This window comes from Bartonella sp. DGB1, assembly GCF_041345015.1.
GTDB lineage: Bacteria > Pseudomonadota > Alphaproteobacteria > Rhizobiales > Rhizobiaceae > DGB1.
Map to the genome: position 1 here is coordinate 135,524 of NZ_CP166769.1, position 12,725 is coordinate 148,248.

Here is a 12,725-nt window from a genome sequence, read left to right on the forward strand (position 1 = left end):
GATATTAAGCCTAAAGCATTTTTTTATAAATTACTATAATTATTTTTAGTGTTAGCTAAAAAATAATTATATGGAGTTAGGTGAATAGAATGATAGTAGAAAATACGTTCTGCTATTTCTGCTCTTAAAGATAATAATCAATTATCTTGGTTTGTGATATGTCATTACAGTTATTAGTAGATATTTGTTAGATAGTAACTATTAAATTTATAATGAGTATACTAAATGTAAGTCAGTAGTATACTCATTATAATTGGTATTTATAGTAATGATACTATTGCAATATACATACAAGCTACCCCTATTAAAGCAATGAATAAATCTGGTATTAAAGATTTATATTTATATAATTGAGGTATGGTATATATTGCTATTAGAGGAAATAAAAATAGTATAAATGCTATCATTGGACCTATAATATTAGCTATAGTTGCAATAATGCTTGGATTGTAAGTAGCTGCTAGCCATATGGCAATAAACATTGTAATAGCAGTTAATAATTGTATTGTTTTGTCGGATATTCTCATTGTTTTAGGTTTATAAATGTGGGTGAAAAAATATTTAAATGATTCTTGTGCCCCTAAATAATGCCCTAAAAAAGAGCTAGCTACTGCAACAAAGGCAATACCAGAAGCTATATATTTAATAATAGGATTGTGTAAAACTATAGCTAAAGAATCTAATACACTGATATTATCAATTTTAGCCATTTCCAATTGTTTAGGGCTAAGTGCCATAATACAACTGAATACAAAGAACATACTTGTGAATACCATTAAGGAAATAGCTAACTTTTGGGTTTTTAAGATTTTTCTCTCAGCATTTTTACCGTACATTTCTCTATTAGAGGAAACAAATGAAGAAATTGCAAAGATATGATTAAAAGCAACAGCTATAATAGGTAATGATACCAATAATGCTTTAAATAAATTATTATGAGTTTCTATAGGTGAAACATAACTAAAAGATAACGTGTTTAGTATATCATAATTCCAATATGGTATTATTGCTAGTGAAAATAAAAATAGAGCTGCTATTAGTGGAAAAACTAAAAAGCTCATAATTTTAAGGACTATTATTCGGCTACAGCTAACAGATAATATTAATGATGAAACAATTAATAAAGCTAGCCACCAACGTGATGGGCTAGACCATCCTAATAACTCTACCATAACATTGATAATATTATTTGTTAAAGCTACACCATATATCATTAATATAGGGAAGACGCATAAAAAGTATGCGAAAGCAAAAAAATTAGTAAATCCTTTGCTAAAATTTTGTTTAGTAACGTCAATAATATCATCATTATCATTTTTAGCAGCTAGTATTACTCTAGCTACATTGCGAGCTGGAAGAAATGCAATAGGGAAAGCAATGATTGTCATAATTAAAACTGGTAATAATCCTCCTAATCCTAATTGAATAGGTAAGAATAATATGCCTGCACCGATAGCGGTACCATATATACTTAAAGTCCAATCAGTATCAACTTTATTCCATTTTTGTAAAGGTTTATTTATTGGAGTATTTGGCATGGTAGTTCTCCTTTACTTGGTAGTATAGGTCTTGATAAGAGTAAGTATATACAAAGACCGGGAGATTAAGCTTAAAACATTTTTTTATAAATTACTATAATTAATTTTAATGTTAGTTAAAAAATAAAATTATATGGAGTGAGGTGAACAGAATAATAGTAGAAAAGACCTTCTATTATTAAAAATAACAAGCACTTATTTTTGGCTTTGATATGTAATTATAGTAATTAGTAGACATTTGTTAGATAGTAAGTAGTTGTCATAGATTATAATGAATATACGAATGGCGATCCAATAGTATATTCATTATAATTAATTGTTATAATAATGATGTTGCTGCAATATATAAACAACCTAGACCTATTAGTGCAATGAATAAATCTGGTATTAAAGATTTATATTTATATAATTGCGGTATTGTATAGATTGCTATTAGAGGAAATAAAAATAATATAAAAGCCAATATTGGACCTACAACATTAACTAGAGTAGCAACAATACTTGGGTTATAAGTTGCTGCTAACCATACAGACATAAATATAACAATAGCAGTTACTATTTTTATTGTTTTATCTGATACAGGGATTGTTTTAGGCCTATATATATGAGTGAAAAAATATTTAAATGCTTCTTGTGCTCCTAAATAATGTCCTAAAAAAGAGGTTGCTACTGCAACAAAGGCGATACCAGAAGCTATATATTTAATAATAGGATTTTGTAAAACTATAGCTAAAAAATCTAATACACTGATATTATCAACTTTAGCCATTTCCAATTGTTGAGGGCTAAGAACTATAATACAGCTTAATACAAAGAACATACTTGTGAATACCATTAAGGCAACTGCTATTGCCAGCGTTTTTGATATTTTTCTTTCAGCATTTTTACCGTACATTTCTTTATTAGCCGCAGCAAATGAAGAGATTACAACGATATGATTGAAGGCAAAAGCTATAACCGGAAATGATAATAATAATGATTTTAATAAACTATTATGAGTTTCTATAGGTGAGACATAACTAAAAGATAATGTGTCTAGGATTGGCTGATTCCAATATGGAATCATAGCTAGTGACAGTAAAAATAGACATGCTATTAGTGGAAAAACTAGAAAGCTCATAATTTTAATAACGAGTGTTCTACCAAAATTAACGGATAATATTAACGACGTAATAATTAACAACGAGATCCACCAACGTGAAGGTGTAGACCAGCCTAATAATTCGACCATAACATTTATAATATTGTTAGTTATTGCGACACTATAGACTATTAGTGTAGGAAATGCGTATAAAAAATATAATATAGCAAAAAAATTCGTAAAGATATTGCTAAAATTTTGTTTGGTAACATCAATAATATTATCGTTAGCATTTTTACCAGCTAGTACTACTCTAGCTACATTGCGATGACATAAAAATGCCATAGGGAAAGCAATGATTGTCATAATTACAACTGGTAATAATCCCCCTAATCCTAATTGGATAGGTAGGAATAATATGCCTGCACCAATAGCGGTACCATATAGACTTAAAGTCCAAGCGGTATTCATCTTGTTCCATTTTTGTGAAGTTTTATTTATTGGAGTATTTTTCATGTGTGCTCTCCTTTATTTGGTAGTATAGCTCTTGATAAGAACAAGGATATACAAAGACCGGTATATTAAGACTAAGCATTTTATAGTTTAATATAATTATTTAGTGCTAATTAAAAATAAAAGTATATCGAGGTATTGGTGAATATAACCCTTCCTAATATTGCAACTATATGAAGTTGACATGCGTTTGGTGTGAATTACCGTGATTGCTATAGAATTTGTTAGATAGTGTTATGGAATGTATAATGAGTATATTAAAGGTAAGCCAGTAGCATACTCATTATAATTAGTATTTTATAGTAACGATACTGCTGCAATATATAAACAACCTAGACCTATTAGTGCGATGAATAAATCTGGTATTAAAGATTTATATTTATATAACTGAGGTATGGTGTAGATTGCTATTAAAGGAAATAAAAATAATATAAAAGCTAATATTGGACCTACAACATTAACTAGAGTGGCAACAACACTTGGGTTATAAGTTGCTGCTAACCATACAGACATAAATATAACAATAGCAGTTACTATTTTTATTGTTTTATCTGATACAGGGATTGTTTTAGGCCTATATATATGAGTGAAAAAATATTTAAATGCTTCTTGTGCTCCTAAATAATGCCCTAAAAAAGAGGTTGCTACTGCAACAAAGGCAATGGCCGAAGCTATATATTTAATAATAGGATTTTGTAAAACTATAGCTAGAAAATCTAATACACTGATATTATCCATTTTAGCTTCGTTCAATTGTTCAGGAGTAAGAACCATAACACAGCTAACCACAAAGAACATACTTGTGAAGACCATTAATGCAACTGCTAACGCCAGTGTTTTTGAGGCTTTTCTTTCAGCATTTTTGCCGTACATTTCTCTATTAGATGAAGCAAATGCAGAAATTGCAAAGATATGATTAAAAGCAAAAGCTATAACAGGGAATGTTACCAATAATGATTTAAATAAACTATTATGAGTTTCTATCGGTGCAACATAACTAAAAGATAATGTTTCTAGAATGGTAGAATTCCAATGAGGAATCATAGCTAAGGAAAATAAAAACAAACAGGCTATTAGTGGAAAAACTAAAAAGCTCATAATTTTAATAACGATTATTCGCCCAAAATTAACCGCTAATGTTAATAAAGTAATAATTACTAAGGCTATCCACCAACGTGAAGGTGTAGACCAGCCTAATAATTCTACTATAACATTTATAATATTATTAGTTATTGCTATACCGTATATCATTAATATAGGAAATACGCATAAAAAATATGAGAAAGCAAAAAAGCTGGTAAATCCATTACTAAAATTTTGTTTAGTGACATCAATAATATCATCGTTAATGTTTTTACCGGCTAGTACTACTCTAGCTACATTGCGAGCTGGAAAAAATGCTATAGGAAAAGCAAGAATAGTCATAATTACAACTGGTAATAATCCTCCTAATCCTAGTTGGATTGGAAGAAATAATATTCCTGCACCAATAGCGGTACCATATAGACTTAAAGTCCAAGCGGTATCTATCTTATTCCATTTTTGAGAATTTTTATTTATTAGAGTATTTTTCATATTTGATCTTCTTATATTTGTTAATATGGTTATTCATAAGAATAGGGTTAAGTAAAAACAGGGATATTAAGGCTAAATTTTTTATAGTTTAATATACCTATTTAGTGTCAGTTAAAAATAAAAGTATGTGATAATATTGGTGAATATAACATCTCCTAATATTGTAAATATATGAAGTTAATTTGAGGTGGTGTGTGACTTACAGTGATTGCTATAAAATTTGTTAGATAGAGTTATCAAATTTATAATGAGTATACTAAAGGTAAGCCAGTAGTATACTCATTATAATTGGTATTTTATAGTAACGAGACTGCTGCAATATACATACAACCTAGACCTATTAATGCAATGAATAAATCTGGTATTAAAGATTTATATTTATATAATTGAGGTATGGTGTAGATTGCTATTAAAGGAAATAAAAACAAGATAAAAGCCAATATTGGACCTAAAACATTCACTATAGTTGCAACAACGCTTGGGTTATAAGTTGCTGCTAACCATACAGAAATAAATATAATAATAGCAGTTACTATTTGTATTTTTTCATTAGAAATAGTTGCTTGTTTAGGTCTATATATGTGACTGAAAAAATATCTAAATGCTTCTTGTGCTCCTAAATAATGTCCTAAAAAAGAGGTAGCAACTGCAACAAATGCAATGGCTGAAGCTACATATTTAATTGCTGGATTTTGTAAAACTATAGCTAAAAAATCTAATACACTGATATTATCCATTTTAGCTTCGTTCAATTGTTCAGGGCTAAGAACCATAACACAACTAACCACAAAGAAGATCGTTGTGAATACCATTAATGAAACAGCTAGTGTTAAGGTTTTTGATATTTTTCTTTCAGCATTTTCACCGTATATTTCTTTATTAGAGGAAGCAAATGCAGAAATCACTACCATATGATAAAAGGCAAAAGCCATAACAGGAAATGATAATAATAATGCTTTAATTAAACTATTATGAGTTTCTACTGGTGCAACATAACTAAAAGATAATGTTTCTAGAATGGCAGAATTCCAATGAGGAATCATAGCTAAGGAAAATAAAAACAAACAGGCTATTAGTGGAAAAACTAGAAAGCTCATAATTTTAATAACGATTATTCTCCCAAAATTAACCGCTAATGTTAATAAAGTAATAATTACTAAAGCTATCCACCAACGTGAAGGTGTAGACCAGCCTAATAATTCTACCATAACATTTATGACATTATTGGTTAAAGCTACCCCATAGATCATTAATATAGGAAATGCGGATAAAAAGTATAAGATAGCAAAAAAATTAGTAAAGCTACTGTTAAAATTTTGTTTAGTAACATCAATAATATCATCATTAGCATTTTTACCAGCTAGTACCACTCTAGCAACATTGCGGTGAGATAAAAACGCCATAGGGAAAGCAATGATTGCCATAATTAATACGGGCAGTAATCCTCCGAGCCCTAATTGAATTGGCAGAAATAATATACCAGCCCCAACAGCGGTACCGTATAGGCTCAGAGCCCAAGCGGTATCAACCTTATTCCATTTCTGTAAAGGTTTAATTATAGTTTCTTTTTTCATATTTTCTCCTCTTTTATAACTAACTTTTATGATAGTTATAAAAAATGTCAGGGTCAAATATTTTTTAATATATGTTAGTAATCTTTACGTAAAGAAGGAAAATGAGGTAGATATTGCTAGCAAACCTATGATAATTAAGAAAATATCTGTTGGAGCTGAACGGTATTTTTTTAATTGAGGAATTCTATATAATGCATAAGTTGGCATGATAAAAAATAAAATTGCTACTATAGGTCCTTCTATGAATTCTATAATATTTAATATGTTTGGATTGGTAGTGGATATTATGCAAATAAACAAAAGGAGAAATATTGTAGATAATGGATTATTATATTTTTTAGAGGAGATTTTTAAAAATAAGTTTGCTAAAGATTCTTTAGCACTTAATAATAAACCTACAAAAGATGTAAAGATGGCTATAAATGCGAATATAGAAGAAGTATATTTTAAAATAGGGTTATCTAATTTTTGAGAAAAATAATCTAATATATTGATGTTTTGTTCTTTAACTAACGCAAAATCCGTAGATGTTAGAATCATAGCGCAACTAAAGACAAATAATAAAGCTGTAGCTATGATTAATAGGCTTGCATAAAATAAAATGTCATTTATTTTTTTATCTGCAAACTCTCCATATCTACTTTTGGTAGAGCTGACAAAAGGTGATACTATAAAAGAGTAACTAAAAGAAAAAATCATTAGGGAAATAGTTAACCAGCTAGATTTAACAAGGTTGTTATTTTCTAGAATATTAATATTACTGATAGAAAAATCTGTAAAAATCGCTCCATTCCAAAAAGGGATAATAGCTAGAGAAAAGATTGCTAAAAAGACAATTAACGGAACGACTAAAAAGCTAATTAATTTAGCAATAAAATCTTTACCTATATTAACTAACAGTAATAACAGGCTTGTAATAAATAATAAAGAAATCCAAACAGGAGGAGTGGTAATATTTAATAAATTAGTGGATATATGATCAATGTTATTGATGAGTGAGACAGCGTAAATAATTAATAATGGAAATACATCTAAAAAATATAAAAATAATAAAAAACCGCCTAAATATTTGCCAAAAGAATGGGTTAAGCCATAAACAATATCGTAATTTTTATTTTTGCTGTTTAAAATAAGATAAGAAAGATATTTATGTGATAAGTAAGTCGTAGGAAATGCTAAGCCCAAAAGCATTACAAATGTTAATAAACCGCCGATGCCACTTTCAATTGGTAAAAATAATATGCCTGCACCTATCGCGCTACCATAAATACTTAGAATCCAATGTATGTCATATTTGTTTAACTTCTTAAGTCCCAGGGAATCATCTTGCATCTTTTAAAACTTTACGCTACCAATTAAAAATAAATTGCCATAATTTTACTAACTATGTTAAAAACATTATATTTATCAAGGATATAAATTGCAATGGCTATTAAACCTATTATTGTTTTACCTGACCCAATATTGAAAAGAATATCTACGCCAGTAGAAAAAGTAGATCAGCAAATACTAACATTAGCTGATGATATGTTGCATACAATGTATAGTGCTCAGGGGATTGGTTTAGCAGCTGTGCAGATAGGAGTTTTGCAAAGAGTTATTGTTGTGGATATTGGGGATAACCAAAATCCTGATCCAAGGATTTTTATAAATCCTACTGTAATTCACTCTTCTGATACAAGATCTATTTATAATGAGGGCTGTTTATCAATACCAAATGTAACGGCCGAAGTAGAAAGACCGGCTCAAATAAAATTGTCTTATATTAATACAAAAGGACAAAAAGTAGAATGTGATGTAGATGGACTATTAGCTACATGCATACAACATGAAATTGATCACTTAGATGGACTGTTATTCGTTGATCACCTATCGAAAATGAAAAAAAATATGGTTATTAAAAGATTTAACAAATTACAACGGCAAAATGGTAAGGTGCTATAGTAATGGCTTTACGTGTTGCTTTTATGGGAACTCCAGTATTCGCCGCTGAGATACTTAAAACAATTGTACAGGCTAACTATAATATTTGCGCTGTTTTTTCACAACCGGCTCGACCAGCTGGACGTAGGGGCTTACAATTAATTGAGTCACCAGTAGTACAATATGCTAAAACACTTAATCTACCCATCTTTACCCCTATTAGCCTTAAAGATGACCAAATAAAAAAACAATTTGCAGATTTAAAAATAGATGTAGCTATAGTAGTTGCCTATGGTCTATTGCTACCAAGGTTTTTTTTAGATAATCCAACTTTAGGTTGTTATAACATACATGCATCTTTATTACCTAGATGGCGGGGGGCTGCTCCTATACAGCGCGCTATAATGGCAGGTGATAAGGAAACAGGCGTTATGATTATGAAAATGGATCAAGGCTTAGATACAGGAGATATAGCTTTAACTGCTAAGCAAAAAATTACAACTAATACTACAGCGACTGAATTATCAGAACTTTTAGTGCAAAAAGCATCTATATTGGTCATAGAAGCGTTAAATTTACTTGAGAGAGGTAATTTATTATTGGTTCCTCAGTCAGATAAGGGAATTACTTATGCTAATAAAATATCTAAAGATGAGACAAAAATAAACTGGGAGCAGTCCGCTGAGATGATAGCTCAACAGATTAATGGTCTATCACTTATGCCAGGAGCCTGGTGTGAGATGCAATTAGAATATTTAAATACTGGAGTTATCAAAACAGAAAGAGTGAAACTATTAAAAGCTGATGTTGCGCTAAATTTTCAGCACACTGGTCATATAAGTGATAATGGCGTTATTATCGTTTGCGATGGGGGTGGTGCTATAAGTGTGTCATTATTACAAAAAGCTGGAGGAAAGATTCTACCTTTTACTGAATTTTTTAAATCAGTGAGATTATTAAAATTAGGATAAGATGCGTTATAAAATACTAATAGAATATGAGGGGTCTAACTATGTTGGTTGGCAACGACAAAAAGATCACCACTCAGTGCAAGAAGCTATTGAAACGGCTATTTTTGCTTTTAGCGGAGAAAATGTAACTATTGTGGGGGCGGGGCGCACCGATGCTGGTGTACATGCTTTGTCACAAGTTGCGCATTTTGATTTGAATAAAAAGATAACTGAATATAAATTAATGTCAGCTATTAATGGTTATTTAAAATTAAATAGGGAAAATATAATCGTAACTGATGCGCAATTATGTGCCGATGACTTTAATGCTAGATTTTCTGCTGTAAAAAGACATTATATGTACAAAGTCTATAATAGAAATATTCCAGCTGTTTTAGATAAAAATCGATGTTGGTGGGTACCGAATAAATTGGATATTCAATCTATGGTAGCCGCTAGTAAAAAATTAGTTGGTTTACATGATTTTACCACTTTTAGATCTGTTAATTGTCAGGCTAAAAATCCTGTACGTCATTTAGACCAATGTGATATTATAGTTAATGGTTATTTTATAGAATTTTATTTATCAGCTAAGGGATTTTTGCATAATCAGGTGCGCTCTATAGTTGGTAGTTTAATAGAGGTCGGTATAGGAAGATGGTCAGTTGATGATTTAGAGCAAGCTTTAAAAGCTTGTGATAGAACTAAATGTGGTCGTGTCGCTCCGCCTTATGGTTTATATTTTGTTGCGGTAGATTATTAATTAAATTATCGGGGTTATTTTGTTATAATAACTTATTAAAATAGCGCAGAATATTTTTTATTATTTTATGCACTCTATTTAATTGGATATAACAATTAAGGGGTTTATAATGAACAAAGTGCAAAAAATAATAAATTTGTTATTTGCAAAGGTTATTTTTATATCGGCTATTTGCATATCTTATGGCTTTGTAAAATTTATAGATAATTTTGATTATATTTTAAGACCAGATCTTTCAGAACATAAAGAATTATTATTCATTACTAGCAATGATTTCCCTCCATTTAATTATATTAACGATAATGGTGATTTAGTCGGTTATCATTTAGAATTAGTCAGATTAATCTGTAAAGAATTAGATGTAATTGATAGATGTGTTATTAAAGCCGTGCCTTGGAATAATTTATTATCGGAAATATCAAAGGGTAAAGCTAAAGCTGTTGTAGCTGGTGTAGTTAATAATGGCGAGACTCGTAAAATTATAGATTTTAGTGAAGAATATTTAAGATTTCCGGCTAGATTTTTAGCGAATAAAGAAATGATAGATAGCAATTTTAGGGTAACTAATGAAAGTTTACAGCAGCTAACTATAGGAGTGGTAGCAAATAGTAAACAGGCTAAGTTAGCAAAAAGTTATTTTGCTACTAGTGATATTAACTTATATCCAAATGATAATTCTTTGCTGGCTGCTTTATATGCTGGTAGAATATCTTTAGCTTTAGGAGATGGATTTAAATTTTCTCAGTGGTTAAAATTAACGCATATTAACAAATGTTGTAAGTTCATTGGCGGCAATTATTGGGCTCCGCAAATTTTAAATCCTGGATTATCAATAGGAATCAAAAAAGGTGATAAAAAATTGTTATATGCTATTAATTTCGCGTTATTTTCTTTAGAACAAAAAGGAAAATTAGAGGAATTATATTTACAATATTTTCCTATTGCTTTTATTGAATAATAAGTAGTTGCTTGTAAAAAAAGCAAAAGCAAGTTATAGTCAGACATTAAATTATATTTAAAGAGATTATAAATGACTATATCTAGCAATAATTTAGCCTTATCTAACGAAATGTTAGAAGCCGCAAGCAATTCTAAAGCTTGGCCATTTGAAGAAGCAAAAAAAATAATTAAAAGATATGAAAAAACTGGATTCCCAGAAGTAGTATTATTTGAAACAGGATATGGTCCTTCTGGTTTACCCCATATTGGAACTTTTGGAGAAGTTGCACGGACTAACATGGTCAGATTTGCTTTTAGAGTTTTAACTAATGATACAGTTAAAACTAAATTGATTTGCTTTTCTGATGACCGTGATGCACTACGTAAGGTGCCAGAAAATGTACCTAATAGGGATAAGTTAGCAGAATCTCTAGGTAAACCATTAACAATGGTACCTGATCCTTTCGACTCTGAATATACTTCTTTCGGTCATGCTAATAATGCGCGTTTACGTGCTTTTTTAGATCAATTTGGCTTTGAATATGAATTTGCTAGCGCTACAGATTATTATTTAGATGGTAGATTTGACCAAGCTTTATTACAGTTAATTGCTGTATATGATAAAGTTATGCAGGTTATGTTACCTACTTTAGGAGAAGAGAGACAAGCTAGTTATTCTCCTTTTTTACCTGTTAGCCCTAACACCGGTAAAGTTTTGCAAGTTCCTATTAATATTATTGATGTAGAAAAAGGAATAATTTCTTATATAGATCCAGATAATAATCAAACTATAGAAACAGTAATCACTGGTGGTAATGTAAAATGTCAATGGAAAGCAGATTGGGCATTGCGCTGGTATGCATTAAAAATTGATTATGAAATGTCTGGTAAAGATCTTATTCCATCTGTGCAATTAGCAACAAAAATTTGTAAATTATTAGGCGGTAATCCACCAGAAGGATTTAGTTATGAACTTTTTCTTGATGAAAAAGGTGGTAAAATTTCTAAATCTAAAGGAAATGGTCTATCTATTGAAGAATGGTTAAGATATGCACCAACTGAAAGTTTATCGTTGTATATGTATCAAAAACCTAAAACGGCTAAAAGATTATATTTTGATGTGATACCTAAAGCCGTGGATGAATATTATAGTTATTTGGCCGCATGGAAAAAGCAAACTCCAGTACAAATAATAGAAAATCCTTTGTTTCATATTCATAACGGTTGTCCTCCTGAAGTGGAAATGCCCGTATCATTTGCTTTATTATTAAACTTAGTAAGTGCATCTAATGCAGAAAATGCTAATGTGTTATGGGGCTTTATTTCTAGTTATGCTGAGGGAGTGACTCCAGCTACTGCTCCAGAATTAGATAAATTAGTGAATTATGCTTTACGTTATTTTAATGATTTTATTTTACCGCAGAAAAAATATCGTAAGCCAGATAACGAAGAAATTGAAGTTTTACAACAGATTATAGATGTTCTGCAGACTTTGCCGGTGAACAGTGATAGCAATGTTATACAAAATAATTTATTAATGGTAGCCCGTCGATTTGAGCGTTATCATGATCCAGTTAAAAAAAGCCCCGATGGAGGGGTAGCTGTAGCCGGAAATTTTTTTCAAATGCTCTACCAAACTTTATTAGGTCAAGAAAAAGGGCCAAGATTTGGTTCTTTCATAGCTCTTTATGGTATCGAGGAAACAGTCAAATTAATTCAAAATACTTTAGAGAGATAATATTCCATTAGGTAGAATATACTATGTTTAATAAGGTTCAAGACGTTAAAAGAGGAAGCTTTGATTTAGTTTTTTTATAGCTCTTTATGTCATTGAGGAAAATGTAAAATTAATTCCAAAAGACTTTAGAG

10 protein-coding genes are annotated in these 12,725 nt (G+C 30.2%); 5 read left to right on the forward strand and 5 right to left on the reverse strand.

Features of this window, described 5'->3' with window-relative positions; translation table 11 throughout:
* Nucleotides 1-260: 260 nt before the first annotated feature.
* The 5 genes from AB6T46_RS00645 to AB6T46_RS00665 all read right to left on the reverse strand — a co-directional run bounded on the left by AB6T46_RS00645 (nt 261) and on the right by AB6T46_RS00665 (nt 7,613).
* A complete protein-coding gene (locus tag AB6T46_RS00645) occupies nt 261-1,538 on the reverse strand; it encodes an aromatic amino acid transport family protein (protein ID WP_370931530.1) in 1,278 nt (425 codons plus the stop codon).
* A gap of 319 nt (nt 1,539-1,857) precedes the next feature.
* Entirely contained in the window at nt 1,858-3,135 is a 1,278-nt protein-coding gene (locus tag AB6T46_RS00650; RefSeq protein WP_370931531.1) for an amino acid permease, read from the reverse strand.
* A gap of 294 nt (nt 3,136-3,429) precedes the next feature.
* Nucleotides 3,430-4,707, reverse strand: a complete 1,278-nt coding sequence (locus tag AB6T46_RS00655; protein WP_370931532.1) for an amino acid permease — start codon at nt 4,705-4,707, stop codon at nt 3,430-3,432.
* A 296-nt stretch (nt 4,708-5,003) separates the two neighbouring features.
* Nucleotides 5,004-6,281 carry an amino acid permease gene (locus AB6T46_RS00660; RefSeq protein WP_370931533.1) on the reverse strand — a complete coding sequence of 426 codons (1,278 nt, stop codon included), beginning with the start codon at nt 6,279-6,281 and terminating at the stop codon, nt 5,004-5,006.
* Nucleotides 6,282-6,365: 84 nt separating this feature from the next.
* The gene (locus tag AB6T46_RS00665) at nt 6,366-7,613 is read right to left on the reverse strand and encodes an aromatic amino acid transport family protein (protein ID WP_370931534.1); all 1,248 of its coding nucleotides are present in this window, start codon (nt 7,611-7,613) and stop codon (nt 6,366-6,368) included.
* Nucleotides 7,614-7,706: 93 nt separating this feature from the next.
* Here AB6T46_RS00665 and def point away from each other — a divergent pair, with 93 nt between their 5' ends.
* The 5 genes from def (at nt 7,707) to AB6T46_RS00690 (ending at nt 12,594) form a co-directional block, all read left to right on the forward strand.
* The gene (def, locus tag AB6T46_RS00670) at nt 7,707-8,225 is read left to right on the forward strand and encodes a peptide deformylase (RefSeq protein WP_370931535.1); all 519 of its coding nucleotides are present in this window, start codon (nt 7,707-7,709) and stop codon (nt 8,223-8,225) included.
* 2 nt (nt 8,226-8,227) lie between these two features.
* Nucleotides 8,228-9,175, forward strand: coding sequence for a methionyl-tRNA formyltransferase (fmt, locus tag AB6T46_RS00675; RefSeq protein WP_370931536.1), 948 nt, complete (start codon nt 8,228-8,230; stop codon nt 9,173-9,175).
* A 1-nt stretch (nt 9,176) separates the two neighbouring features.
* Nucleotides 9,177-9,917 (forward strand): tRNA pseudouridine(38-40) synthase TruA, encoded by a 741-nt coding sequence (truA, locus tag AB6T46_RS00680; RefSeq protein ID WP_370931537.1) that lies wholly within the window; start codon nt 9,177-9,179, stop codon nt 9,915-9,917.
* Nucleotides 9,918-10,026: 109 nt separating this feature from the next.
* The gene (locus AB6T46_RS00685) at nt 10,027-10,875 is read left to right on the forward strand and encodes a transporter substrate-binding domain-containing protein (protein ID WP_370931538.1); all 849 of its coding nucleotides are present in this window, start codon (nt 10,027-10,029) and stop codon (nt 10,873-10,875) included.
* A gap of 72 nt (nt 10,876-10,947) precedes the next feature.
* Nucleotides 10,948-12,594, forward strand: coding sequence for a lysine--tRNA ligase (locus tag AB6T46_RS00690; protein ID WP_370931539.1), 1,647 nt, complete (start codon nt 10,948-10,950; stop codon nt 12,592-12,594).
* Nucleotides 12,595-12,725 lie beyond the last annotated feature (131 nt).

Excerpts from the sequence above, each read along its gene's own strand:
- AB6T46_RS00645 (WP_370931530.1), bottom strand. The coding sequence starts at position 1,538 with ATGCCAAATACTCCAATAAATAAACCTTTACAAAAATGGAATAAAGTT.
- AB6T46_RS00650 (WP_370931531.1), bottom strand. The coding sequence starts at position 3,135 with ATGAAAAATACTCCAATAAATAAAACTTCACAAAAATGGAACAAGATG.
- AB6T46_RS00655 (WP_370931532.1), bottom strand. The coding sequence starts at position 4,707 with ATGAAAAATACTCTAATAAATAAAAATTCTCAAAAATGGAATAAGATA.
- AB6T46_RS00660 (WP_370931533.1), bottom strand. The coding sequence starts at position 6,281 with ATGAAAAAAGAAACTATAATTAAACCTTTACAGAAATGGAATAAGGTT.
- AB6T46_RS00665 (WP_370931534.1), bottom strand. The coding sequence starts at position 7,613 with ATGCAAGATGATTCCCTGGGACTTAAGAAGTTAAACAAATATGACATA.
- def (WP_370931535.1), top strand. The coding sequence starts at position 7,707 with ATGGCTATTAAACCTATTATTGTTTTACCTGACCCAATATTGAAAAGA.
- fmt (WP_370931536.1), top strand. The coding sequence starts at position 8,228 with ATGGCTTTACGTGTTGCTTTTATGGGAACTCCAGTATTCGCCGCTGAG.
- truA (WP_370931537.1), top strand. The coding sequence starts at position 9,177 with ATGCGTTATAAAATACTAATAGAATATGAGGGGTCTAACTATGTTGGT.
- AB6T46_RS00685 (WP_370931538.1), top strand. The coding sequence starts at position 10,027 with ATGAACAAAGTGCAAAAAATAATAAATTTGTTATTTGCAAAGGTTATT.
- AB6T46_RS00690 (WP_370931539.1), top strand. The coding sequence starts at position 10,948 with ATGACTATATCTAGCAATAATTTAGCCTTATCTAACGAAATGTTAGAA.